This is a genomic window from Streptomyces sp. NPDC093109 (assembly GCF_040701725.1).
Lineage (GTDB): Bacteria > Actinomycetota > Actinomycetes > Streptomycetales > Streptomycetaceae > Streptomyces.
This window is the reverse complement of the sequence record NZ_JBFBEZ010000045.1, coordinates 24,403-50,490: the sequence shown is the minus strand read 5'-3', so window position 1 is coordinate 50,490 and position 26,088 is coordinate 24,403. Positions and strand designations below refer to the sequence as shown.

The 26,088-nt window shown below is 71.8% G+C and carries 18 protein-coding genes; 13 read left to right on the top strand and 5 right to left on the bottom strand.

Annotated elements, in window-relative coordinates; all coding sequences use genetic code 11:
• Window positions 1–2 precede the first annotated feature (2 nt).
• The 10 genes from rodA to galE all read left to right on the top strand — a co-directional run bounded on the left by rodA (window position 3) and on the right by galE (window position 16,776).
• Window positions 3–1,202, top strand: a complete 1,200-nt coding sequence (rodA, locus tag AB0389_RS31510; RefSeq protein ID WP_366398934.1) for a rod shape-determining protein RodA — start codon at window positions 3–5, stop codon at window positions 1,200–1,202.
• Between the two features lie 48 nt (window positions 1,203–1,250).
• Complete coding sequence (locus AB0389_RS31505; RefSeq protein ID WP_366398933.1) at window positions 1,251–2,792, top strand: CYTH and CHAD domain-containing protein; 1,542 nt, start codon at window positions 1,251–1,253, stop codon at window positions 2,790–2,792.
• Between the two features lie 69 nt (window positions 2,793–2,861).
• Window positions 2,862–4,790: a TIGR03960 family B12-binding radical SAM protein gene (locus AB0389_RS31500; RefSeq protein WP_366398932.1), complete on the top strand. Its 1,929-nt coding sequence runs from the start codon at window positions 2,862–2,864 to the stop codon at window positions 4,788–4,790.
• A 192-nt stretch (window positions 4,791–4,982) separates the two neighbouring features.
• Window positions 4,983–5,777: a TIGR03936 family radical SAM-associated protein gene (locus AB0389_RS31495; protein ID WP_366398946.1), complete on the top strand. Its 795-nt coding sequence runs from the start codon at window positions 4,983–4,985 to the stop codon at window positions 5,775–5,777.
• A 242-nt stretch (window positions 5,778–6,019) separates the two neighbouring features.
• Window positions 6,020–10,315, top strand: coding sequence for an Rne/Rng family ribonuclease (locus tag AB0389_RS31490; protein ID WP_366398931.1), 4,296 nt, complete (start codon window positions 6,020–6,022; stop codon window positions 10,313–10,315).
• Between the two features lie 361 nt (window positions 10,316–10,676).
• Window positions 10,677–11,795 (top strand): DegT/DnrJ/EryC1/StrS family aminotransferase, encoded by a 1,119-nt coding sequence (locus tag AB0389_RS31485; protein WP_366398930.1) that lies wholly within the window; start codon window positions 10,677–10,679, stop codon window positions 11,793–11,795.
• A complete protein-coding gene (locus tag AB0389_RS31480; protein ID WP_366398929.1) occupies window positions 11,792–12,820 on the top strand; it encodes a Gfo/Idh/MocA family oxidoreductase in 1,029 nt (342 codons plus the stop codon). The genes AB0389_RS31485 and AB0389_RS31480 overlap by 4 nt, the downstream gene beginning before the upstream one ends.
• Window positions 12,817–14,436, top strand: coding sequence for a glycosyltransferase (locus tag AB0389_RS31475; RefSeq protein ID WP_366398928.1), 1,620 nt, complete (start codon window positions 12,817–12,819; stop codon window positions 14,434–14,436). Before AB0389_RS31480 ends, AB0389_RS31475 begins: the two co-directional genes overlap by 4 nt.
• Before the next feature lie 10 nt (window positions 14,437–14,446).
• The gene (locus AB0389_RS31470) at window positions 14,447–15,730 is read left to right on the top strand and encodes a nucleotide sugar dehydrogenase (protein WP_366398927.1); all 1,284 of its coding nucleotides are present in this window, start codon (window positions 14,447–14,449) and stop codon (window positions 15,728–15,730) included.
• A gap of 77 nt (window positions 15,731–15,807) precedes the next feature.
• Window positions 15,808–16,776, top strand: a complete 969-nt coding sequence (gene galE / locus AB0389_RS31465; RefSeq protein ID WP_366398926.1) for a UDP-glucose 4-epimerase GalE — start codon at window positions 15,808–15,810, stop codon at window positions 16,774–16,776.
• 78 nt (window positions 16,777–16,854) lie between these two features.
• Here galE and AB0389_RS31460 read toward each other — a convergent pair whose 3' ends face one another.
• The 5 genes from AB0389_RS31460 to AB0389_RS31440 form a co-directional block, all read right to left on the bottom strand.
• Complete coding sequence (locus AB0389_RS31460) at window positions 16,855–18,996, bottom strand: glycosyltransferase family 1 protein (RefSeq protein WP_366398925.1); 2,142 nt, start codon at window positions 18,994–18,996, stop codon at window positions 16,855–16,857.
• Entirely contained in the window at window positions 18,993–20,321 is a 1,329-nt protein-coding gene (locus AB0389_RS31455) for a glycosyltransferase (protein WP_366398945.1), read from the bottom strand. Before AB0389_RS31455 ends, AB0389_RS31460 begins: the two co-directional genes overlap by 4 nt.
• Window positions 20,322–20,453: 132 nt before the next feature.
• The gene (gene wecB, locus AB0389_RS31450) at window positions 20,454–21,557 is read right to left on the bottom strand and encodes a UDP-N-acetylglucosamine 2-epimerase (non-hydrolyzing) (protein WP_366398924.1); all 1,104 of its coding nucleotides are present in this window, start codon (window positions 21,555–21,557) and stop codon (window positions 20,454–20,456) included.
• Between the two features lie 74 nt (window positions 21,558–21,631).
• Entirely contained in the window at window positions 21,632–22,795 is a 1,164-nt protein-coding gene (locus tag AB0389_RS31445) for an acyltransferase (RefSeq protein ID WP_366398923.1), read from the bottom strand.
• A gap of 125 nt (window positions 22,796–22,920) precedes the next feature.
• On the bottom strand, window positions 22,921–23,541 hold the full coding sequence (locus tag AB0389_RS31440) for a DapH/DapD/GlmU-related protein (protein ID WP_366398922.1): 621 nt from the start codon (window positions 23,539–23,541) through the stop codon (window positions 22,921–22,923).
• A gap of 277 nt (window positions 23,542–23,818) precedes the next feature.
• Between AB0389_RS31440 and rplU the strand changes: the two genes are divergently transcribed.
• The 3 genes from rplU (at window position 23,819) to obgE (ending at window position 25,995) form a co-directional block, all read left to right on the top strand.
• The gene (gene rplU, locus AB0389_RS31435; RefSeq protein ID WP_366398921.1) at window positions 23,819–24,139 is read left to right on the top strand and encodes a 50S ribosomal protein L21; all 321 of its coding nucleotides are present in this window, start codon (window positions 23,819–23,821) and stop codon (window positions 24,137–24,139) included.
• A gap of 14 nt (window positions 24,140–24,153) precedes the next feature.
• A complete protein-coding gene (gene rpmA, locus AB0389_RS31430; protein ID WP_114659184.1) occupies window positions 24,154–24,411 on the top strand; it encodes a 50S ribosomal protein L27 in 258 nt (85 codons plus the stop codon).
• 147 nt (window positions 24,412–24,558) lie between these two features.
• Complete coding sequence (gene obgE / locus AB0389_RS31425) at window positions 24,559–25,995, top strand: GTPase ObgE (protein WP_366398920.1); 1,437 nt, start codon at window positions 24,559–24,561, stop codon at window positions 25,993–25,995.
• Window positions 25,996–26,088 lie beyond the last annotated feature (93 nt).

The window sequence follows — 26,088 nt, the reverse complement described above, 5'->3', positions numbered from 1 at the left end:
CAATGGCCGGCACAAGCAGCTTCTCGGTCTCCGGCTACGGGCCCCAGCGCTCCACCTGGGCCCGGCTCTCGGCCCGTGACTCGATGGTGCGGCGGCTCGACTGGCCGCTGCTCTTCTCGGCGCTGGCCCTGTCGGTGCTCGGCTCCCTGCTGGTGTGGTCGGCGACCCGCAACCGCACCCATCTCAACCAGGGCGACCCGTACTACTTCCTCTTCCGCCATCTGCTCAACACCGGCATCGGCATGGCCCTGATGATCGGCACGATCTGGCTGGGCCACCGCACCCTGCGCGGCGCCGTGCCGATCCTGTACGGCTTCTCCGTACTGCTGGTGCTGCTGGTGCTCACCCCGCTCGGCGCGACCATCAACGGCGCCCACTCGTGGATCGTGGTCGGCGGCGGCTTCACCGTCCAGCCGTCCGAGTTCACGAAGATCACCATCATCCTGGGCATGGCGATGATGCTCGCGGCCCGGGTCGACGCCGGTGACCAGCTCCATCCCGACCACCGCACGGTCGCCAAGTCGCTGGGCCTCGCGGTGATCCCGATGGCCATCGTCATGCTGATGCCGGACCTCGGCTCGGTCATGGTCATGGCGGTCATCGTGCTCGGGGTGCTGCTCGCCTCCGGCGCGTCCAACCGCTGGATCATCGGCCTCGTCGGCGCCGGAATCCTCGGCGCGGTCGCCGTCGCGGCGCTCGGCGTGCTCGACGAGTACCAGATCAACCGCTTCGCGGCCTTCGCCAACCCGAACCTCGACCCGGCCGGTGTCGGCTACAACACCAACCAGGCGCGGATCGCGATCGGTTCGGGCGGACTCACCGGCACCGGGCTCTTCCACGGCTCGCAGACCACCGGCCAGTTCGTGCCCGAGCAGCAGACGGACTTCGTCTTCACGGTCGCCGGCGAGGAGCTGGGCTTCCTGGGCGCCGGGCTGATCCTGCTGCTGCTCGGCGTCGTCATGTGGCGCGCCTGCCGCATCGCCCGCGAGACGACCGAGCTGTACGGGACGATCGTGGCCGCCGGGATCATCGCCTGGTTCGCGTTCCAGTCGTTCGAGAACATCGGGATGACCCTCGGCATCATGCCGGTGGCCGGGCTGCCGCTGCCGTTCGTGTCGTACGGCGGCACCTCGATGTTCGCGGTGTGGATCGCGATCGGGCTGCTCCAGTCGATCCGGGTGCAGCGGCCGATAACGGCCTGAGCCCTTGAGCCCGGTCCGTCTTCCGCCGGCCGGTCTTACGCTCGGACTATGGCCCGAACCGAGCCGGAGACCGTACGGGAGACCGAGCGGAAGTACTCGCTTCCCCCCGGCGCCGCCGCGCTCCCGGACCTGTCCGGGGCGGGCGGCGCCGTCGCCGTTCTGCCCCAGGGCCGCACGGAGGTGGACGCCGTCCACTACGACACGCAGGACCTGCGCCTCGCCGCCGCCTCCGTCACCCTGCGCCGGCGCACCGGCGGCGCGGACGCCGGCTGGCACCTGAAGCTCCCCGTCGCGGCCGGTGTACGGGACGAGATCCGCCTGCCGCTCTCGGAGACCCTCCCGGATGCCCTGGTCGCGCTCGTCCGCTCCCGCACCCGGGACGCCCCGCTGATCCCCGTCGTACGGCTGCGGTCCGCGCGCGTGGCGAGCCGGCTCCACGGCGCGGGGAACGCGCTGCTCGCCGAGGTGAGCGCCGACACCGTACGGGCGGAGCGTCTCGGCGCGGACGGCGCCCCCACCGGCGCCACCGCCGCCTGGACGGAGGCCGAGGCGGAGCTGGGCCCGGACGCCGGCCCCGAGGTCCTCGACGCGCTGGACGCGTGGCTGCGCGCCGCCGGGCTGCGGCCCGCGCGCTACGCGTCGAAGCTCGCCAGGGCGCTGGCGGAGACCGGGTTCGCGGTGGCGGCCCCGGACACGCGCCCGCCCGTGACCGCCGGGGACCATGTGGTCGCCCACCTGCGGGCGCAGACCGCCGCGCTCGTCGCGCTGGACCCGGCCGTCCGCCGCGATCTGCCGGACGCCGTGCACCAGATGCGGGTGGCGAGCCGCAGGCTGCGCTCCGCGCTGCGCACGTACCGCTCCTGGTTCGACCGGGCGGTCACCGAGCCGGCGGGCGAGGAGCTGCGGTGGCTCGCGGCGGAGCTGGGCGTCGACCGCGACCACGAGGTGCTGTCCGCGCGGCTGGCCGCCCGGATCGGCGCGCTGCCGGAACCGCTGCTCCTCGGCCCGGTGTCCGCGCGGCTCCAGGAGTGGCACACGGAGCGCCGGACCGGCTCACGGGCGCGGACCCTCGCCGTACTCGACAGTGCGCGCTACACGGCCCTCCTCGACGGGCTCGACGCGTTCCTCGCCGCCCCGCCCGTCAGGACCGGCGCCGGCGCGCCGCCCGCCGAGGCGCTCGCGGGGCGGATCCTCGCGGCGTACGGGCGGCTCGCGGACCGTATCGAGCACGCCGTCGCGCTCCCGCCGGGCCGGGAGCGGGACCTCGCCCTGCACAGCGCCCGCAAGGCCGCCAAGCGGGCCCGGTACGCGGCCGAGGCGGCCCGTCCCGCCCTCGGGGGCCCGGCCGGCCGCTTCGCGCGGCGGATGAAGGACGTACAGACCCTGCTGGGCGACCACCAGGACAGCGTGGTGGCGCGCGAGACCCTGCGGGACCTCGCGGTCGCGGCGCACGCGGCGGGCGAGTCCGCGTTCACCTGGGGGCTGCTGTACGGCGAGGAGGCGGCGCGGGCCGAGCGGCTGGAGCGGGAGCTGCCCCGGGTGTGGGCCAAGGCCGCGGACCGCCGGATCCGGGCGGCGCTGACCGGGTGACGCCCCGGGGTAGTCTGGATGGTCATCCCCGGCCCGGAGACGGGCCTGCCAGCCCACGAAAGTCGCGAGATGTCTGCTGCTGCGTCGGTCTTCCCACAGCTCGAAGCCCTGCTCCCGCATGTGCAGAAGCCCATCCAATACGTCGGCGGTGAACTCAACTCCACGGTGAAGGAGTGGGACGACTGCGACGTCCACTGGGCGCTCATGTACCCCGACGCGTACGAGGTCGGGCTGCCCAACCAGGGCGTCATGATCCTCTACGAGGTACTGAACGAGCGTGAGGGCGTGCTCGCGGAGCGCACGTACAGTGTCTGGCCGGACCTGGAAGCGCTGATGCGCGAGCACAAGGTCCCCCAGTTCACCGTGGACTCGCACCGGCCGGTGGGCGCCTTCGACATCTTCGGGCTGAGCTTCTCCACCGAGCTGGGCTACACCAACATGCTCACCGCGCTCGACCTCGCGGGCATTCCGCTCGCGGCCCGGGACCGTACCGTCGACCACCCCATCGTGCTCGCGGGCGGCCACGCGGCCTTCAACCCCGAGCCGATCGCGGAGTTCGTCGACTGCGTGGTCATCGGCGACGGCGAGCAGGCGGTGCTGGAGATCACCGACATCGTCCGCGCCTGGAAGGCGGAGGGCCGCCCCGGCGGGCGCGAGGAGGTGCTCTTCCGGCTGGCGAAGACCGGTGGCGTGTACGTGCCGGGCTTCTACGACGTCGAGTACCTGCCGGACGGCCGGATCGCCCGTGTCGTGCCGAACCGGAGCGGGGTCCCGTGGCGGGTGTCCAAGCACACCGTCATGGACCTGGACGAGTGGCCCTACCCGAAACAGCCGCTCGTCCCGCTCGCCGAGACCGTGCACGAGCGGATGTCCGTGGAGATCTTCCGCGGCTGCACGCGCGGCTGCCGCTTCTGTCAGGCCGGCATGATCACCCGGCCGGTGCGCGAGCGCTCCATCACCGGCATCGGCGAGATGGTCGAGAAGGGGCTGAAGGCGACCGGCTTCGAGGAGGTCGGGCTGCTCTCGCTCTCCTCCGCCGACCACAGCGAGATCGGTGACATCGCCAAGGGCCTGGCGGACCGCTACGAGGCGGACAAGATCGGCCTCTCCCTCCCGTCCACCCGTGTGGACGCCTTCAACGTCGACCTCGCCAACGAGCTGACCAGGAACGGCCGCAGGTCGGGGCTCACCTTCGCGCCCGAGGGCGGCTCCGAGCGGCTGCGCAAGGTCATCAACAAGATGGTCTCGGAGGAGGACCTGATCCGTACGGTCTCCACCGCCTACGGCAACGGCTGGCGCCAGGTGAAGCTGTACTTCATGTGCGGCCTGCCCACCGAGACCGACGAGGACGTCCTCCAGATCGGCGACATGGCCGTCAAGGTCATCGCCGAGGGGCGCAAGGTCTCCGGCCAGAACGACATCCGCTGCACGGTCTCCATCGGCGGCTTCGTGCCCAAGCCGCACACCCCCTTCCAGTGGGCGCCGCAGCTCAGCGCCGAGGAGACCGACGCGCGGCTGGCGAAGCTCCGCGACAAGATCCGCGCCGACAAGAAGTACGGCCGCTCCATCGGCTTCCGCTACCACGACGGCAAGCCCGGCATCGTCGAGGGCCTGCTCTCGCGCGGCGACCGGCGGATCGGCGCGGTCATCCGCGCGGTCTACGAGGACGGCGGGCGCTTCGACGGCTGGCGCGAGCACTTCTCGTACGACCGCTGGATGGCGTGCGCGGCCAAGGAACTGCCGGCGGTCGGCCTGGACGTCGACTGGTACACGACGCGCGAGCGTACCTACGAGGAGGTCCTGCCCTGGGACCACCTGGACTCCGGTCTCGACAAGGACTGGCTCTGGGAGGACTGGCAGGACTCGCTGGACGAGACCGAGGTCGAGGACTGCCGCTGGACGCCGTGCTTCGACTGCGGCGTCTGCCCGCAGCTCGACACGTCCATCCAGATCGGCCCGACGGGGAAGAAGCTGCTGCCGCTCACGGTCGTGAAGTAGCACGGGCGCGGGCTCGGGCCCGTACTACAGCCGTCCGCCGGGCTCGGGAACCGCCGGGCGGCTGTACGCGTACTCTGGGTAGTACAAGGATCGCCCCACGTCCAAGGGCGGCGCGTGACCGCGTACCGCTCGCACCGAGGAGAAGAACCACTGGGCAAGCGACAGCCCGAAGGCCCGCCGCCCGCACCGGCGGTGCAGCGCATCCGACTGCGTTACACCAAGCGCGGCCGCCTCCGGTTCACCAGCCACCGTGACTTCCAGCGCGCCTTCGAGCGGGCACTGCGCCGTGCCGAGGTGCCGATGGCGTACTCGGCGGGGTTCACGCCCCACCCCAAGGTGTCGTACGCGAATGCCGCACCCACCGGCACCGGCAGCGAGGCCGAGTTCCTGGAGATCGCCCTCGCCGAGGCGCGCGACCCGGAGAAGCTGCGTGCGCTGCTCGACGAGTCGCTGCCGGCGGGACTTGACATCATCGACGCTGTCGAGGCCCGCACCTCGGGTCTCGCCGACCGGCTGACCGCTTCCGTATGGGAGCTGAGGCTGGACGGCGTCGGGGCCGAGGAGGCCGGGCGCGCCGTGTCCGCCTTCCTCGCCGCCGAGTCGGTCGAGGTGTCGCGGCGCGGCAAGAACGGGCTGCGGACCTTCGACGCGCGGCCCGCCGTGGCCGCCCTGGAGACCCTCCCGGAGCCGACCCGTCCACAGGCTGATAGGCCGGGGGACGGGCCCTGTGCGATACTGCGGCTGGTGGTTCGGCACGTAACACCTGCCGTACGACCCGACGACGTCCTGTCCGGTCTCCGAGCTGTGGCCGACCTGGCGCCGCCGGTCCCCGCAGCGGTGACCAGGCTGGCGCAGGGGCTCTTCGACGAGGAGAGCGGCACGGTGACCGACCCGCTCGCACCCGACCGCGAGGCAGTCCGGCCCGCCCCATCCGAGGCCGCCGGAACCGCCGCCGCGAAGGTGCCTGAAGGTGCAGGTTCCGCGTAGGAGCGGTCGTTGTAGCGCAGCCCAAGGACCCGGGAAGCCACCGGGGTCGGGCGGCGCACTGACTGACTACTTGAAGACTTTCGCCAGGCCGTGCGTACAACGCGTAGGGAACCGGCGACCCACAGACATACAGCTCCCGTGCGGCGCCCGCGCCCCGGACGGCGGCCATCGCGCACTGCGCGTGCCGCGGCCGGACCGGAACAAGGCGCGGCGCCCGGGAGCGTGACGGGAGAACCGCCCGCATGCTTGAGTCCACCGAACCCGGCACCCCCGGGGACCACACCAACGAAGAGAACAGCTCACCCAGCGACACGCTGCCGCCGCGCCGCAGGCGCCGCGCCGCGTCGCGTCCGGCGGGCCCGCCCGTCGCCGCTGCCGCCGAGGTCAGGGACCCGGGGAGCGTGACGGAGACGATCACGTCGGACGCCGCCGAGGAGTCGGCCGCCGAGGAGCCCGCCGCCGCAGCGCCGCGTGCCCGGCGCCGTGCGACCCGTAAGACCGCCGCGCCCGAGGCCGCCGCGGTTGCCGCCGAGGCCACCGCGGTCGCCGATCCCGCCGCCGAGGCCCCGGCCGCACCCGTCGCGGAGGAGGCCGCTGCCGCCGCCCCGCGTGCGCGCCGTCGTGCGACCCGTAAGACCGCCGCGCCTTCGGCGCCCGAGGCGGTCGCCGCGGAGGTCGCGGAGGTCGCGCCCGAAGCCGCTGCTGAGCCCGCCGAGCCCGTCGAGGAGCCGGCCGCCGCCGCGCCGCCGCGTGCGCGCCGCCGCGCCACCCGTAAGGCCACGGCCCCCGAGGCCGCCGTGTCCGAGGCCGCCGCCGAGATCGTCGCCGAGCCGGTGCGCGTCGCCGAGTCCGAGCCCGCGCCGGTCGTGGCGCCCCTGGCCGAGGAGAACGCCGCCGAGGAGGCCGTGCCCGCCGCCCGCCCGCGCCGTCGCGCCACCCGCAGGGCCACCGCGCCCGCCGGTGCGCCGGAGCAGGCTCCGGCGCAGGCTGCCGCCGCCTCCGTCGCCTCCGTCGCGGAGGGCGAGAGCCTGCCGCAGAGCACCGTCACCGAGATCACCACGGACGGGGAGCAGGACCAGGTCAGGGCCGCCGAGAAGGCCGCGACCCGGGGCCGTACGCGCCGCAGGGCCACCTCGCCCGCGACCGCGCCGGCGCCCGCCGCCGCGCCGGAGCCGGTCCAGGCCGCCGCGCCCGCCCCCGCTGCTGTCGAGTCCGCGCCTGTCGCGGTGCCCGCCGCGCCCGCGCCCAAGACGGTGAAGGAGACGCGCGCCGCCGAGCGCGGTACGCGCCGCCGTGCCGCGCGGCCCGCCGTGGCCGTCTTCCAGGCGCCCGTCTTCACCGAGCCGATGTTCCAGACGCCGGAGACGGCCGCCGCCATGGCCGCCGCCGGTTACGGGCAGGTCGACGAGGCCGACGAGGAGGAGACGGAGGAGACCACCGCCGAGGCCGTGGCCGCCCCCGAGCCCGCCGCCGCGCCCGAGCCCACCGGCCGCCGCAGCAGGCGCCGCCGCCGCGGCGAGGCCCCGGTGGAGCCCGCCGAGGCCCCGCGCGCCGCCGCCGAGGCGCCCCGCGAGCCCGTCGAGGAGATCGCCGACGTCGACGCGGACACCGAGGCCGAGCCCTCGGCCGAGGGCGACGACTCCGACGAGTACGAGGACCGTCCCTCGCGCCGTCGCCGCCGGGGTGGCCGTCGCCGTCGCCGGGGCGAGTCCGCCGAGGACGCCGAGCGCGACGAGCGCCGCGAGGAGCCGGCCGACCGCCACGAGGACTCCGCCGAGGACGCGGCCGAGGCCGGGCGCGACGACCACCGCGACTCCGGGGCCCCCTCCTCCGACGAGGACGACCACGACCACGAGCAGGACCACGACGACACCGAGGCGTCCTCCGGCGGAGGCTCGTCCAGCAGCCGTCGCCGTCGCCGCAGGCGCCGCCGCAGCGGAGACGGCGCGGCCGAGGCCGAGGCGTCCTCCGGCACGGGCACGGGCGACGACCCGGAGCGTACGGTCGTCAAGGTCCGCGAGCCGCGCGAGCGGCGCGTCAAGGACTTCGCCGAGCGCGAGCGCGAGTCCGGCGCCGGTTCCGACGAGGTGCAGTCCATCAAGGGCTCGACCCGTCTCGAAGCCAAGAAGCAGCGCCGCCGCGAGGGCCGCGAGCAGGGCCGCCGCCGGGTCCCGATCATCACGGAGGCGGAGTTCCTCGCCCGCCGCGAGGCCGTCGAGCGGGTGATGGTCGTCCGCCAGAGCGGCGAGCGCACCCAGATCGGCGTTCTCGAGGACAACGTGCTCGTCGAGCACTACGTCAACAAGGAGCAGGCCACCAGCTACGTCGGCAACGTCTACCTGGGCAAGGTGCAGAACGTACTGCCGTCCATGGAGGCCGCCTTCGTCGACATCGGCAAGGGCCGCAACGCCGTCCTGTACGCCGGTGAGGTCAACTTCGAGGCGCTCGGCATGGCCAACGGCCCGCGCCGCATCGAGACCGCGCTCAAGTCCGGCCAGTCGGTGCTCGTCCAGGTGACGAAGGACCCGATCGGCCACAAGGGCGCGCGCCTCACCAGCCAGGTGTCCCTGCCCGGCCGCTACCTCGTGTACGTGCCCGAGGGCTCGATGACCGGCATCAGCCGCAAGCTGCCCGACACCGAGCGGGCCCGGCTGAAGACCATCCTCAAGAAGATCGTCCCCGAGGACGCGGGCGTCATCGTCCGTACGGCCGCGGAGGGCGCCAGCGAGGACGAGCTGCGCCGCGATGTCGAGCGGCTCCAGGCGCAGTGGGAGGACATCAAGAAGAAGGCGAAGAGCGGCAACGCGCCGACCCTTCTCTACGGTGAGCCCGACATGACCGTCCGGGTCGTCCGCGACATCTTCAACGAGGACTTCTCGAAGGTCATCGTCAGCGGCGACGAGGCGTGGCAGACCATCCACGGCTATGTCGCGCATGTCGCGCCCGACCTGTCCGACCGGCTCTCGCGCTGGACGAGCGAGGTCGACGTCTTCGCGACGTACCGCATCGACGAGCAGCTGATGAAGGCGCTGGACCGCAAGGTCTGGCTGCCGAGCGGCGGTTCGCTGGTGATCGACAAGACCGAGGCCATGATCGTGGTCGACGTCAACACCGGGAAGTTCACGGGCCAGGGCGGCAACCTGGAGGAGACCGTCACCAGGAACAACCTGGAGGCGGCCGAGGAGATCGTGCGTCAGCTGCGGCTGCGCGACCTCGGTGGCATCGTCGTCATCGACTTCATCGACATGGTGCTTGAGTCCAACCGGGACCTGGTGCTGCGACGCCTGCTGGAGTGCCTGGGCCGGGACCGTACGAAGCACCAGGTGGCCGAGGTCACCTCGCTGGGCCTGGTCCAGATGACCCGCAAGCGGGTCGGCCAGGGGCTGCTGGAGTCCTTCTCCGAGACGTGTGTCCACTGCAACGGCCGTGGCGTCATCGTCCACATGGAGCAGCCGACGGCGTCCGGCGGTGGCGGCGGTACGGTCGCGAGCGGCGCCGGCAAGCGCGCCAAGAAGCGCCGCGGCGGGTCGGGTGCGGACCACGAGCACGAGCACGCGGTGACGGCGGCAGAGCTGGAGGCCGAGACCGAGCACGAGTCGGAGGCCGAACTGGCGGCGGAGGTGGCCGCTCCGGTCGCGCTCCTGGCGCCGGAGTTCGTCCCCGACGAGGAGCTGTACAGCAGCGTCGCGGAGGCGGAGGCCGCCGTACGTGGCCGGTCGCGCCGCCGGGCTTCGCGCAAGGCGTCGGCTCCGGCCGGGTCGCCGCGCGGTGCGGAGGCGCGGGCGGAGGAGGCTCCGGTGGTTGAGCCGGCGGCTGTTCCGGTCGAGGCTCCGGTTGTTGAGGCCGAGGCTGAGGCTGAGGTTGTTGTCGAGGTCCCGGTCGAGGCCCCGGTCGAGGCGGCTCCCACGGGCCGTACGCGTCGCCGGGCCACCCGTAAGGCGTCGGCCCCGGCCGGTTCGCCCAAGGCGGCCGACGCGGAGGCGGCGGTGGCCGAGGTGGTCCTGCCGGTTCAGCCGGAGTCCGCTCCGGAGCCCGTGGCCGAGCCGGTCGCGGAGCCCGTCGCGGCTGCCGAGGAGGCGCCCGCCGTCGAGGAGGCGCCCGTCGCCGCCCCGCCGCGTGCGCGCCGCAGGGCGACCCGTAAGGTCAGCGCCCCCGCCGGTTCGCCGTCGGGCGCCGAGGACGCGGCCGTCGTCGTGGTCGAGTCGGCCAGGGCCGAGGAGCCCGCCGCCGTACCGGCCGCCGAGCCCGTCGCCGAGGTGGCGGAGCTGACCGAGCCGACTGAGCTGACCGAGCCGGCCGAGCCGGCCCCGGCCAAGAAGGCCGTCCGCAAGACGGCGGCCAAGAAGGCGCCCGCCAAGAAGGCCCCCGCGAAGAAGGCGGTGGCGAAGAAGACGACGGCCAAGAAGACGGTCGCCAAGAAGACGACGACGGCGAAGAAGGCGACGGTCAAGAAGACCGCGGTCAAGTCGGCGTCGAAGAAGACCGCGGCGGCCGAGCAGCAGACGCCGCGCGGAGTATCGGCGCCGACGGACAACTGACCGCCGGTGGAACGCCGCTGACAGCACACCGCTGACGCACAGTGCCCCGTCCTGGATTTCCAGGGCGGGGCACTGTGCTGTCCGGCCATGTCGGCGGGCGGAATACAAGGCGCCGGGAGCGTTAACGTGTCGGCAATTTGATGAGAAAACCCTGATAATCTGACCGGCGGTCGCCGATGTGTGCCTTCCCTGCCTGGAGACCGTGGTGACCGCCCGGCCCGATCCGCCGTCCGACCCGCCGTCTCCCCTCCTCCGGCAGAACGTGGGTTTCGCGCCGGGGGGTGACGCGGCCTCGTCCGATGTCCGCCGCGCTCCAGACCTCTGTTCCGGAGATCTCTCGCGGTGTTCAAGGAGGACGTCCATGCCGAGCAGTGACGCGCGGCCCATCCCGGCTGCCAGCCCGGTCATCGGGGAGGATGAGATCGAGGCCGCCGTACGTGTCATGCGTACCGGCCGTGTCGTACAGGGACCCGAAGTGGCCGCTTTCGAGGCGGGCTTCTCGGAGCTGGTGGAAGGCGCCCACTGCGTGGCCGTCAACTCCGGCACCTCGGCGCTCCATCTGCTGCTTCTCGCGCTGGGCATCGGCCCCGGCGACGAGGTGATCGTGCCGTCGTTCTCGTTCGCCGCGTCGGCGAACGCGGTCCGGCTGGTGGGCGCCGATGTCGTCTTCGCCGACATCGAACCGGGCAGCTTCTGTCTGGACCCGGCCGCGGTCGAGGCCGCGATCACCCCGCGTACCGCCGCGATCATGCCCGTACACCTGTACGGTCACCCCGCCGCGATGGACCGGCTGATGCCCCTCGCCGCGAAGCACGGACTCGCCGTGGTCGAGGACGCCTGCCAGGCACACGCCGCGGCTCTCCACGGCACGCCGGTCGGCGCCTTCGGCTCCGGGGGGACGTTCAGCTTCTACCCCACCAAGAACATGCACGCCCTGGAGGGCGGCATGGTGACCACCGGCGACGCCGAGGTCGCCCGCACCCTGCGGCTGCTGCGCAACCAGGGCATGGAGCAGCGGTACGCCAACGAGATCGTCGGCGCCAACATGCGCATGACCGACGTCTCCGCCGCCGTGGGCCGCGTCCAGCTGACGAAGCTCGGCGGATGGACCGAGCGGCGCCGGGCCAACGCGGCGTACCTCGACGCGCACATCACCGCGCCGGACGTGGTGACGCCCCCGGTCGCCGAGGGCGCCCGGCACGTCTACCACCAGTACACCGTCCGGATCCGGGGGGACCGCGACGCGGCGATGGCACGGCTCTCGGAGGCGGGCATCGGCAACGCCGTCTACTACCCGACGCCGATCCACCGGCTGAAGCCGTACTGGGAGCCGGACCAGAAGGCCGGCCGTGTCTGGGATCTGCCGGAGACGGAGCGCGCGGCGGCCGAGGTCGTCTCGCTGCCCGTGCACCCCGCGCTCACCGCGGAGGACCTGGAGCGCATCGTCGCCGCCGTCAACACACCGGGAGAGAAACTGTGAGCAGTGGGGGGCTGAGAGCCGGGCTGATCGGGCTCGGTTCGATGGGACGTCATCACGCCCGGGTACTGGCCGGTCTTGAGGGCGTCCGGTTCGTCGGGGTCGTCGACCCGATGGGGGACAAGAACGGTTTCGCGCAGGGCGCTCCCGTGCTGCCGACCGTCGACCAACTGCTGGAACTCGGCGTCGACTACGCGGTCGTCGCCTGCCCCACCGCACTGCACGAGGAGGTCGGCCTCCAGCTGGCCGAGGCCGGTGTGCCCGCCCTCCTGGAGAAGCCCCTCGCCGACACGGTCGAGGGCGCGCGCCGCCTGGTGGAGGCGTTCGAGTCCCGCGGCCTGGTGGCCGGCGTCGGCCACATCGAACGCTGCAACCCGGCGCTGCTCAGCCTGCGCGCCCGGCTGGAGGCCGGCGAACTCGGCGACGTCTACCAGGTCGTCACCCGCCGCCAGGGCCCCTTCCCGCACCGCATCGCCGATGTCGGCGTGGTCAAGGACCTGGCCACCCACGACATCGACCTGACCGGCTGGGTGACGGGCCAGGACTACACCTCGATCTCCGCCCACACGGTGTCCAAGAGCGGCCGTCCGCACGAGGACATGGTCTCCGCGGTGGGCCGGCTGACCGACGGCACCATGGTCAACCACCTGGTCAACTGGCTGAGCCCGCTCAAGGAACGCTTCACCTCGGTCACCGGCGAGCGCGGCTGTTTCATCGCCGACACCCTCACCGCCGACCTCACGTTCCACTCGAACGCGGCCGTCACCACCGAGTGGGAGGCCCTGCGCGCCTTCCGCGGCGTCGCCGAGGGCGACATGATCCGCTACGCGATCCCCAAGCGCGAGCCCCTGCTCGTCGAGCACGAACTCTTCCGCGACGCGGTCCTGGGCGAGCCGAGCGACATCTGCACGCTGCGGCAGGGGCTGCGGACGGTGGAGGTCGCGGCGGCGGTGCTGGAATCGGCGGCCGGCGGGAACACCGTGAATGTGTCCTTCGACAGCATCTCCCTTCAGGAAGTGGCCAGTTGACCCAGCCCGACGTCAGCGTCGTCGTCGCCGTATACAACACCATGCCGTACCTCACCGAATGTCTGAACTCCCTCGTCGGACAGACCATCGGCCTGGACCGGCTCGAAGTCGTCGCCGTCAACGACGGTTCCACGGACAGCAGTGGCGCGGAACTCGAACGGTTCGCCGCGCTGTACCCGGGTACGGTCAAGGTCATCCACCAGGAGAACTCCGGTGGGCCCGCCGCGCCGAGCAACCGGGCGCTGGATGTCGCCACGGGGCGGTACGTCTACTTCATCGGATCCGACGACTACCTCGGCGAAGAGGCCCTCGCCCGGATGGTCGCCTACGCGGACGAGCACGAGTCCGACGTGGTCATCGGCAAGATGGTCGGCACCAACGGACGTTACGTACGGCAGACGCTCTACCGGAAGAACGATCCCGACCTCAGCCTGTACGGCAAGGAACTGCCGTTCGCCCTGGCCAACACCAAGCTCTTCCGCCGCGAACTCGTCGAGAAGCACGGACTCCGCTTCCCCGAGGACCTGCCGGTCGGCAGCGACCAGCCCTTCACCATCGAGGCGTGCGTACGGGCCCGGAAGATCTCGGTGCTCGGCGACTACACGTACTACTACGCGGTGAAGCGCGGCGACGCGGGCAACATCACCTACCGGGCCGATCAGCTGGCCCGGCTGCGCTGCACCGCCAGGATCATGGAGCACACCGCCGGGCTGATAGAGCCCGGTCCCCGGCGCGACGCCGTCTTCAAGCGCCACTTCACCTGGGAACTCAGCAAGCTGCTCCGTGAGGACCTCGCCCTCCTCGACCCCGACACCCGGCGCATGGTCTGCGACGGTGTCGGCCGGCTCGTGGACACCTATCTGTCGGACGCCCTGCGGGACTCGCTGGGCGTCAAGCGCCGCGCGCGGCTCCTGCTGGCCAGGAGCGGCTCCGTCGACGAGCTGATGAGGGCCATCACGGACGAGGCCGAGCACGGCGCGCCGCCCTTCCTGCTGGAGAAGGGCCACGCCTACGCCCGCTACCCGGGGCTGCGCGATCCGGCGGTCGCCGTGCCCGACCGCGGCTTCGAGCTGCTCGGCGAGACCGTGACGGGCCGGATATCCGCCGGTACCGAGATGGTGTCCGTCGGCTGGGAGCAGACCACCGACGCGATGACGTTCGTGCTCAAGGCACGGGTCGGCGTCGTCGGTGACACCTCCTCCGCGGTGGTACGGCTCGCCCGGAGCGCGATGCCCGACACCGCCGACAAGCTGGGCGCGCGCCGCCTTCCGGCCGACCACGAACTGCCCGCGCCCGTAGGCCGGTTCAGCTACGAGGAAGCGCCCGACGGGGCCGGGACGATCGTGACCGCCCGTATCCCCATCGAGCCGGGCACGGCCAAACGCGGGGTACGCGTCTACGTCGAGGTCGCGGGCGCCACGTACGAGATACCCGTCAGGGCCGACGGCCTGCCGGGAGTGCAGGCGCGCCGGTGGGGCACGAGCGTTCCCCACCGTGTCGCGGCCCAGGTGAACAACAAGGGGCGGCTGGTGATCACCACGGCTCCCGTGTGGGAGCCCCGGACCGGTCCCGGCGCGCGGCTGCGCAGGCTGCTGCCCCGGCTGAAGAGGAAGTGAATCGAATCCGATGAATATCTGTGTAGTCGCGCTCGGCAAGATCGGCCTGCCGCTCGCCGTGCAGTTCGCGGCCAAGGGTCACCGGGTGATCGGCGCGGACGTCAACGAGAAGGTCGTCGAGCTGGTCAACGCCGGCACCGAGCCCTTCCCCGGCGAGCACGATCTCGACGTCAAGCTCAAGCGGGCCGTCGGCGAGGAGCTGCTCACCGCGACGACGGACACCACGGCCGCGGTCGCGCAGTCCGACGCCGTCGTGGTCGTCGTCCCGCTCTTCGTGGACGCCGAGGGCGTCCCGGACTTCGGCTGGATGGACTCGGCCACCGAGGCGATCGCCAAGGGCCTGCGGCCGGGCACGCTCGTCTCGTACGAGACCACCCTGCCGGTCGGTACCACCCGTACGCGCTGGGCGCCGATGCTCCAGGCGGGTTCGGGCCTCACCGCCGGCGAGGACTTCCATCTGGTCTTCTCGCCGGAACGGGTGCTGACCGGCCGGGTCTTCGCTGACCTGCGCCGCTACCCGAAGCTGGTCGGCGGCATCGACGAGGCGTCGGCGCGCCACGGAGTCGCGTTCTACGAGTCGGTGCTCGACTTCGACGCGCGCGACGACCTGCCCCGGCCGAACGGTGTCTGGGACCTGGGTACGGCGGAGGCGTCCGAGCTGGCCAAGCTCGCCGAGACCACCTACCGGGACGTCAACATCGGGCTGGCGAACCAGTTCGCGCGCTTCGCGGACCAGGCCGGCATCGACGTCAAGAAGGTCATCGAGGCCTGCAACAGCCAGCCGTACAGCCATATCCACCAGCCCGGTATCGCGGTCGGCGGCCACTGCATCCCGATCTACCCGCGGATGTACCTGTGGAACGACCCGTCGGCCACGGTCGTACGGTCGGCGCGCGAGGCCAACGCGGCGATGCCGGAGTACGCCGTCGATCTGCTGGCCGCCGCGTACGGCGACCTGACCGGCGTGAACGTCCTGGTGCTGGGGGCCGCGTACCGCGGTGGCGTCAAGGAGACCGCGTTCTCCGGGGTCTTCCCGACCGTCGAGGCGCTGACGGCGCGCGGCGCCGTCGCGTACGTCTCGGACCCGATGTACACGGCCGCGGAGCTGACCGCGCACGGCCTCACGCCCCACGACGGCGAGAAGGTCACCGCGGCGATCCTCCAGGCCGACCACGCCGAGTACCGCGCGCTGACCCCGGCGGACCTGCCGGACGTCACCGTGCTGGTCGACGGGCGCCGCACCACGGACCCGGAGGCGTGGAAGGGCGTACGGCGCGTCGTCATCGGCGGCTGAGCCCCGGACCGTACGAGCAGTGGCGGCCCCGCCCCGCCGGTCGGTGGGGGCGGGGCCGCGGCATGGAGGAAACGGCTATGACCTGGCTGATCACCGGCGGCGCCGGATATATCGGCTCGCACGTGGTGAAGGCGATGACCGACGCGGGAGAGCGCGTCGTCGTGCTCGACGATCTGAGCACCGGCAGGGCCGAGCGGCTGCCCGCCGGGGTTCCCCTGGAGACCGGCACCGTCCTCGACCACCACCGCGTCACCGAGGTACTGCGCACCCATGCCGTCACCGGTGTGGTGCACATCGCGGGAAAGAAACAGGTCGCGGAGTCCATCGGGAAGCCGCTGCACTACTACCGGGAGAACGTCGAGGGGCTGCGGGTGCTGCTCGACGCGGCGACCGCGGCCGGGGTGAGCCGGTTCCTCTTCTCCTCCTCGGCGGCCGTCTACGGCATGCCCGACGTCACCCTCGTCACGGAGCGGACGCCCTGCCGGCCGATCAGCCCGTACGGCGAGACCAAGCTGGCGGGGGAGTGGCTGGTCACGGCGGCCGGCGCCGCGCACTCCATGGCGACGGCCTCGCTCCGCTACTTCAACGTCGCCGGAGCGGCCACGCCCGGACTCGGCGACGACGGGGTGACCAATCTGGTGCCCATGGTCTTCGACCGCGTCGAGGCCGGTGCGCCGCCGCTCGTCTTCGGCGCCGACTACCCGACCCCCGACGGCACATGCGTCCGCGACTACATCCACGTCGAGGACATCGCGTCCGCGCACGTCGCGGCGGCCCGGCGGCTCGCCGCGGACAAGGCGGCGTCCCTTGTCCTCAACGTCGGGCGCGGCGAGGGCGTTTCGGTCGCCGAGATGATCGGAATCGTCCGGGACGTCACCGGGCACACCGACCTCGTGCCACGCGTCGTGGCGCGGCGCCCGGGGGACCCGGCACGGGTCGTGGCGTCGGCGGACCGTATCCGTACGGAACTGGGGTGGCAGGCGCGCCACGATGTGCGCGCGATGGTGGCTTCGGCCTGGGCGGGCTGGCGTCTGCGCCACCCCTGAGCGCCCGTAGCCACGGTGGCTCCCCGGACGGGTCCGGGGAGCCACCGCCACCGCGCCGGCCGGTCGCTCGGTACGGAGTCACTCCGTACCGAGGAACAGCCTCTCGAAGCGGGCCCGCACCACGGGCCAGTCCCATGCCGTCAGCGCGTGGGCGGAGGCGGCGGCGCCCGCCTTCCGCCAGGCTTCCTCGGTGCCGGTGTGACGGCGGATCCGGTCGGCTGCCTCCGCCGGGGTCTCCACGACCCAGCCCTCCGGGTAGAGCGTGCGGGCGCTGTGGGGACGGCCCGCGTAGAAGGGCCAGTCGCGGACGACGGGGAGGGCGCCGCTCGCCGCGCCCTCCATCAGACCCACGTGACAGCCCTCGCGCACCGAAGAGCTGAGGATCGTGCCGATGCCGGTCAGCGCGGACGCCACGTCGTCGGTCGCACCGAGACGTACCACCGCGCCCGACTTCACCAGCGGCGCGAGCGCCTTCTCGAAGCGCTGGAGGTAGTCACGGGTGGCATGGCTCGTCTTGGCACTCATGTCACCGCCCACCAGCAGCAGCCGGTAGCGCTCGTCCTCCTTCCGCAGCAGACGCAGCACCTCGACGGCCCACAGCGGATCCTTGGCGACCTGACCGACGCCGACCAGCCCCAGCTCGAAGCGGGCCTCGGCCGGCTTCGGGCGGGCGAAACCGGCGAGTTCCATCGCGTTGTCGATGACATGCGTACGGGGGGCGTGCTCGCCGCGGAGCTGCGGCACCAAGGAGGTCACCAGATCCCGGACGTGCGGCGCGACGAACACCAGGTCGTCGATCCGCGAGAAGTCCGTGGAGTGGGGCCACCGGGTGAACGCCTCGTAGCTGTGCAGCCGTACGACGATCCGCGTGTCGCCCGGATCGATGGTGGTGAGCATCGAGGCCGGCCCCACCGCCCAGTCCAGGAAGACGGTGTCCGCCCAGTCCAGATACGGCCGGATCAGCCGCTCGACCTCTTCCTGGTAGTCGGTCGTGTCCCCGGCGAGCCGGTCCTCCAGAATCCGCCGGCCCGCCCACGAGATCCGCATCAGGGCCTTCTGCGCGGCCAGGTCGAGGAAGCGCAGCTCGACCCCGGGGTGGTCCCCGAAGTGGGACAGGATGTGCTGGAGGAAGTTGGCGTTGCCGCTCGTGGTCACGAGCAGCCGCAGCGGACGGCCGGTGGGCGCCGGCGCGTGCGGAGTCCGGCGGCCCCGGGGCACGCCGACGGCCCGCATGACCTTCGAGGCGTAGAGCGGCTCCACATACGCGCCGGCCTTCCGCGCCAGGGGCGAGGACAACTGGTCGATATGCACCACCCGGTGGAAGTTCAGGTTGAGCGCCCGGCTCAGGGCCGTGGCCGCCCCCTGGAAGTCGCTCCTGGCGAACCGGTCATCGGCGTGGGCGAGTTGCGCGGCGACCGCCTGAGGAAGCTTCCCCGGCACGAGGCCGTTCGAGATCTCCCGCATCACCGAATCGTCCAGCAGCGACGCCCGGAGCCCCAGGTCACCGACCTTGGATGCCGCGGCGGCCAGCGCGATCGCCGCACCGCTGGTCCGGCCGGCCGACTCCATGCCCTCCGCCACGTAACGGGAGGCCGAGACCCGCAGCCGGGCGGGCACGCCCGGCGCGGTCACGGCGCCGCGCCACAGCCTGGCCCCGACGGCGGAGCGCATCACGGGGCGCGCGGTGGCGGTCCGCATCACCACGGCGGGCAGACCGGTCACGGAACGCCGCACATCGCGGGCCACGACCGCCGCCGACGGCAGGCTGTCGCGCATCCCGCGGCGCGGGGCCGCGTCGCCCAGATCCCGCCGGGCCTCGACGGCACGCAGCGCGGGGGCGAGGCCGAACAGCGCCTCGGCGCCGCGGTTGTGCTGTGCCAGCCGCCACACGGTGTACACCGCCTTGGCGTCGAGCGCCACCAGGACATCCGCCTTGCGGGCGTGCGAGCGCAGCCAGTCGTCGCCCTTCGCCTGGAGCCACACCCGCATCCCGACGGGCGATTCGGCGGCCTTGCGGCGGAGCGCCGAGCTGCCGCGTACCGAACGCGGCAGCTGCCGTACCCCGTCCAGGTCCGCTTCGGTGAGTTCGCCGGTCACCGGTGCCAGATGGAAGGTCCCCGCCAGCTGCACCTGGGCACCCAGGTCATGGAACTTCCGTACCGAATCGGCGAGTACGGCGAGCTGCGGCCGGGTCGCGGCGACGAGCAGGACAACGGTCACGGCGTGCTTCCTTCCGCGGTCGCGTACCGCGTGGTGAATGTGGCGACCAGGTCCCGCACTGCGACCGTCATGAGGGCCTCGCGGGTGAACTGGTCGGCGTGCGACATCGCTTCGGCGTGCATGGCGTCGTCCGTCTCGACGGCCAGGTGCGCGGCCTCGGTGAACGCGACGGTCAGCCGCTCCTCGTCGAGCCCCACGGCCCCCGTCCAGAGCGGGTGCCCCTTCAGCACGTTGGAGGCGTCGTGCTCCACGAGATGGGCGGAGACGATCGGCAGACCGGTGGCCATGTACTCGTACACCTTGCCGGAGGTGACGTACCGGCCGCCGATGAGGATCAGCACCATCGCGTCCCAGCCGGCGTAGAGCGAGGCGACCTCGGCCTTCGCGGCGGGACCGCCGAAGGAGACACCATCGGCCTCGGCCCGCTTGAGGATCTCCGTGTGCCGGTTGGCCTCGCGGCCCGCGCCGTTGCCGATGTGGCCGCGTACCTCGAAGCGCGCGTTGGCCAGCAGCGGCTCCCGCTCCCGCGCGGCCTTCCAGGCGTTCAGGACGGTCGTCAGATGCTGCGTCGTGAAGTTGACCGTCCCGAGATAGCCGAAGACCAGCCCGGCCTCGGGGTCGGGCGTGTGGGACCGGCCGGGAGAGCTGTCGGCGTCATAGCCGTTCCGTACGACATGGACACGGTCGGCGAGATCCGGGTAGCGCGTACGGTAATGCCCGGCGATGGGGTCGTTGACGACCCACAGCGAGAGGGCGTTCGCCAGGATCTTCTTCTCCCAGCGCGCCTCCTCGGAGTCGCGGGAGAACGCCTCGACCCCGTCGATGACATCGATGGACCAGCCGTCGCGGAAGTCCACCGCGTACGGCACCCGGGCCTCTTCCCACAGCTTCCAGGCAGCCGCGAGATTGACGTACGGGACGCAGCTGGCCAGCAGGAGATCGGCGGGCCGTTCCGCGTGGATGTCGAGTACGGCCTGCTCCAGATCGCCGCGCCACGCCCCGAAGTTGGGTTCGGGGAACGCCTCGGTCTGCCGCTCGCGCAGCTTGGCGACCCAGCCCGTGGGGCTGATCGCCCGTTCTTCGGAGAAGAGACGGATATCCGTTTCCAGGTCCTCCCTCGACAGCGGCAGTTCGACGATTCTCACGCGGGGGTCGACCTGATCGAGCAGGGTGAGGTCGATGCCGGAATCCCGCTCCCAGGACTCCTGGGCGATCGTGACGACGGTGACGTCCCAGCCCGTGTTGATGAACTGGTTGGCCGTCTCGCGCATCCGGTAGGCGCAGCTCTTGGCAGCCGGCGGGAATCCAATGGCGAGATAGATCAGATGAGGGCGCCCCGCCTCAACGGGCGGCCCGGACCTGGGGATCGCTGACATAACGGATGTGCTGGCACGGTGACGTACGCGGAAGGGACATGACGGAGCTCCGGCGGGGAGCTCCGAGGTCCGCTCCGGGTGTCACACGAGCCGGCTACCTCTCTTCCACTCTTCCATGAGCCTGACAACATTCTGGGCGGCGCGTCCGTCGCCGTACGGGGTGCCGGCGTCTCCGGCCGGGGCGCTCCGCGTCACCGTGGCGGCCCACTTCTCGTCGGAGAGCTCGTGCGGATCGGCGACCAGGGCATTCCATCCGGTTCTGACCGTTTCCACCCATTCGGTCTCGGGGCGCACCGTGGTGCAGATCCGCTCCAGCAGGAACGCCTCCTTCTGGAGGCCGCCCGAGTCGGTGACCACGCCGGAGGAGGCGAGTACAGCGGCGACGAGCCCCGCGTAGGGGAGCGGGCGGCCGGCGTGGAGGGAGCCCCGGGTGAGGCTGATGCCGTACTCCTCGGCCCGTGCGACGAGCCGCGGGTGGGCCAACAGCGCGACCGGCAGGGGGAGTCGTGCGAGCGAGTCGACGAGCGCGGCGAGACGCGCGGGGTCGTCGGTGTTGTCCGGCCGGTGCAGCGTCGCGAGCAGGAACGGCCGGTCCGGGTCGATGCCCTCGGGCAGTACGGGCGCCGCGTGCTCGCCGGCGCGTACGGCGTCCCGGATCCGCAGACAGATGTCGACCATGACATCCCCGGCCAGCCGGGCGCGGCCGGCCAGGCCCTCGTTGGCGAGATGGCCCATGGCCTCCTCGGTCGGGGCCAGCAGCAGATCGGCGCAGTGGTCGGTGAGGACGCGGTTGTGCTCCTCGGGCATGCGCCGGTTGAAGGAGCGCAGCCCAGCCTCCAGATGCGCCACCGGCAGATGCATCTTCACCGCGGACAGGGCTCCCGCGACGGTCGAGTTGGTGTCGCCGTACACGAGGACCCAGTCGGGCTTCTCCGCCTCGAAGACCGCGTCGAGCGCGGAGAGCACCGCACCGGTCTGGACACCGTGGCTACCGGAGCCGACGCCGAGGTGAATGTCGGGGGCGGGGATGCCGAGGCCGTCGAAGAAGACGTCGGAGAGATCGGCGTCGTAATGCTGTCCCGTGTGCACGATGAAGTGCTGGTGCTCCGTGCCCGCGAACGCGGCCGCGACGGGCGCGAGTTTCACCAACTGGGGGCGGGCACCGACGATGCTGACGACTTTCATCGAACACTCTTCTTCAAGGCCATGGTGGTGGCGGCTGGTCGTGCGAGGGGGGTGGAACGGCTCTGAACGGCTCCTCAGCCGCGGTGTGCCGGCTGAGGAGCGTCCGCACCACGGCTGCCGGTATCGGCGGGGCCGACGCGGCGCAGCATGCGTTCGAGTGGATGTTCCACGTAATAGTAGGCAATGGCCGCCACTGTGAGACTTATGAGAAGTGTCACGAGCCAGAACAGGGCGGTATCGAGGCCCGGTTCGGGCTTTCCGAAGGCACCCAGAAGCGAGCGGATCACGATCTCGTGGAACAGGTACCAGGCGAACGACCAGTGACCGAGGCGGATCATCCACGGGCCGCCGAGTCCGGTGCGCCGGCCGTCGAGGTCGGCGTGTGCGGCGGCGGCCACCAGCAGTGCGAAGAGCGGCGCCGAGAGCAGCTGGGAGGCGTGGTAGGGGCCGTACCAGAGCCGGTCGGGCACCGCGTCCGACCAGGGCACCAGCGCGAGGTGCCAGGCCACGACCAGTCCGGCCGCGACCGGCAGTCCGACCGGCGGCCGCCATCCCCGCTTCACGGCCAGCCCGGCGGCCACACCGAGGACGAACTGGAGCGTGCGCGTCGGCGGGAAGTAGTCGAGCGCCCAGGAGCGTACGGCCGGATCGGCGAACAGCGACCCCGCGCACCAGACGCCCGCGGAGAGGACGCAGACCACCACCGCGGTGGTCCACCGCCCCCGGGGCGTACGCAGCAGGGGCAGCGCCAGCAGCACGGGGAAGATCAGGTAGAACCAGGCCTCGTCGCTGAGCGACCACGCGGCGGGGTTGCCGCCCTTGAGGAAGTCCCCTTCGGGGAACCAGGCGTTGACCAGCCCGAGCGTGGCAAGGGTTCCCCCGAGCGACCACTCCTTGCCCAGCGCGGTCCACACCACCACCGAGGCCACGACCGAGGCCGCGAGCAGCGGCCAGATCCGGGCGAACCGCCGCCAGAGGAAGACCTTCGCCGGCACCTGCTTGCCGTCGTACGTCCAGGCGAGGACGGAGCCCGACAGGACGAAGAAGAAGGTGACGCCGGTCCGCCCGTACCAGGTGATCTCGCTGATCCAGGGGAGCGTGCCCGCCTGCCGCGACAGGTGGTACAGGACCACGACCAGGGCCGCCCAGAAGCGCAGCCCGGTGAGCGAGGGCAGGAGGACGCGTCCGGCGGGTGCGGCCGGCGGTCCTGCGGGTGCGGCCATCGGTCCTGTCGGCACGGAGGGTGTCACCATTTTTCTCGGGTCCCGTTGCTTCCGTACACACGCGTGACACACACGTGTGTACGGCCGTCAGAACAGACGCTCAACGGTGGCCGAGGGATGTATGCGACGACCGAACTTTTTTACGGTCGGTCCGTGCGCTCCGTCAGTACGCCGTCCTCCTCGTCATGCAGCGCGCCGGTCCGCGGGCACTCCCACACCCCCGGCTCCCCGTCGCGTTCCCCGTCGCGCTCCACGAGCCGTACGCCGGCCCTGCCGACCCAGCCGATACGGCGCGCGGGCACCCCGACGACCAGCGCGAAGTCCGGCACGTCCTTGGTCACCACGGCACCGGCGGCGACCATGGCCCAGCGGCCGACGCGAACCGGCGCCACACAGACGGACCTGGCGCCGAGCGAGGCCCCCTCGGCGACCTTCACCCCGACCGCTTCCCAGTCGTCGCCGCGCTTCTGCTTGCCCTCGGGGTCGACGGAGCGCGGGTTGTGGTCGTTGGTGAGCACCACGGAGGGGCCGATGAACACACCGTCGGCCAGCTCGGCGGGCTCGTACACCAGGGCGTAGTTCTGGATCTTGACGTTGTCCCCGATCCGGACACCACTGCCGACGTACGCCCCACGCCCCACCACACACCCGTCCCCGAGCGTCGCGTGCTCGCGAATCTGCGCGAGGTCCCAGACGCTGCTCCCGTCGCCGATCACGGCGGTCGCGTCGACCTGGGCGGTGGGCTGGACCCTGTAGCTCACTCTGTGGCCTTTCCGATGGCGGTATCGCCCGGCGAGCATACGTCCGGGGTTCCCGGGCGGCGGGCGGTCCGGGTCGGTTTGATTCTCCGCAGGGCGGCCCGTAGTGTTGACCGTCGGCGTGTTTGTATGCGCGCCCACCCCTGAGCACCTACCTTCCCGGCGCCTTCGTGGTGCGGTTGGAAGAGGCCGCTCGTCCCTCATCCGGATTCTCACGGTCCCCGGGCCGTGTGAGCGGCTGGCATCAGGGGTTTCCGTTTCGAAGCGAGAGTGAGATCGCGTGTACGCCATCGTGCGCAGCGGTGGTCGACAGCACAAGGTTGCTGTCGGCGACATCGTTGAGGTTGACAAGATTCCCACCGCCAAGGTTGGCGACACGGTCGAGCTCTCGACCCTGCTCCTGGTCGACGGCGACGCCGTCACCAGCGACCCGTGGGTGCTGGACGGTGTCAAGGTCACGGCCGAGATTGTGGACCACCACAAGGGCGTCAAGATCGACATCCTCCGCTACAAGAACAAGACGGGTTACCGCCGTCGCCAGGGTCACCGCCAGCAGTACACGGCGATCAAGGTCACCGGTATCCCCGCGGCTGCGAAGTAAGGGACTGAGGAGACATGGCACATAAGAAGGGCGCATCGTCCACTCGGAACGGGCGCGATTCCAATGCTCAGCGGCTCGGCGTGAAGCGCTTCGGCGGTCAGGTCGTCAACGCCGGTGAGATCCTGGTCCGCCAGCGCGGCACGCACTTCCACCCCGGTACCGGCGTCGGCCGTGGCGGCGACGACACGCTGTTCGCGCTGAACGCGGGCGCGGTGGAGTTCGGCACCAGCCGTGGCCGCAAGGTCGTGAACATCGTTCCGGTCGCCGCCTAGTCTTCACGACGCGGTGCTGTAGAGCGGTTTTCTTCGCGAGGGCGGACCTCACTTCCCGGAGACGGGAAGCGGGTCCGCCCTTCGTTTGTTTCACCTGAGACATTTGTTTCACGTTGCGCATTTCCGTATGTACTGGAGGCAATCCCCATGACCACCTTCGTGGACCGCGTCGAGCTGCATGTCGCCGCGGGTAACGGAGGCCACGGCTGCGCCTCCGTACACCGTGAGAAGTTCAAGCCGCTCGGCGGCCCCGACGGCGGGAACGGCGGGCGGGGCGGGGACGTCACCCTGGTCGTCGACCAGTCCGTGACCACGCTGCTCGACTACCACCACTCGCCGCACCGCAAGGCCACCAACGGCAAGCCCGGAGAGGGCGGCAACCGCTCCGGCAAGGACGGTACGGACCTGGTCCTGCCGGTGCCGGACGGGACCGTCGTCCTCGACAAGAGCGGCAACGTCCTCGCCGACCTGGTCGGGGAGGGCACCACCTACGTCGCCGCCGAGGGTGGCCGCGGCGGCCTCGGCAACGCGGCGCTCTCCTCCGCCCGCCGCAAGGCGCCCGGCTTCGCGCTGCTCGGGGAGCCGGGGCGTGGCGGGGATGTCGTACTGGAGCTGAAGACGGTCGCCGATGTGGCGCTCGTCGGCTACCCGAGCGCCGGGAAGTCCTCGCTGATCTCCGTACTCTCGGCAGCCAAGCCGAAGATCGCGGACTACCCGTTCACCACGCTCGTCCCCAACCTGGGCGTGGTCACCGCCGGCTCCACCGTCTACACCATCGCGGACGTCCCCGGGCTCATCCCGGGCGCCAGCCAGGGGCGGGGGCTCGGGCTGGAGTTCCTGCGCCATGTCGAGCGCTGCTCCGTCCTCGTCCACGTCCTGGACACCGCGACGCTGGAGTCCGACCGGGACCCGCTCACCGACCTCGATGTGATCGAGGAGGAGCTGTCGCAGTACGGCGGGCTCGGTGACCGGCCGCGCGTGGTCGTCCTCAACAAGATCGACATCCCGGACGGCAAGGAGCTCGCCGAGATGATCCGGCCGGACCTGGAGGCGCGCGGCTACCGGGTGCTGGAGGTCTCCGCCGTGGCCCACACCGGGCTCAGGGAGCTGTCGTTCGCGCTCGCCGAGATCGTCTCCACCTCGCGCGCCGAGAAGCCGAAGGAGGAGGCGACCCGGATCGTCATCCGTCCGAAGGCCGTCGACGACATGGGCTTCTCCGTGGCGCTGGAGGAGGACGGCATCTACCGCGTACGGGGCGAGAAGCCCGAACGCTGGGTCCGGCAGACCGACTTCAGCAACGACGAGGCCGTCGGCTATCTCGCGGACCGGCTGAGCCGGCTCGGCGTCGAGGAGAAGCTGATGAAGGCGGGCGCCCGCTCCGGCGACGGCGTGGCCATCGGGCCCGAGGACGACGCGGTCGTCTTCGACTGGGAGCCGACCATGATGGCGGGCGCCGAGATGCTCGGCCGGCGCGGTGAGGACCACCGTCTCGAGGAGCCGCGTCCGGCGGCCCAGCGCCGCCGGGACCGGGACGCCGAGCGCGACGAGGCGCAGAAGGAGTACGACCAGTTCAAGCCCTTCTAGTCCTGTCCCCATCGGGACCGGCGGGATCGCGTACTGCTTCGGGCGGTCATGGCAGGTGCCCTGACCGCCCGTTGTCGCATGGGGTTACCGTGC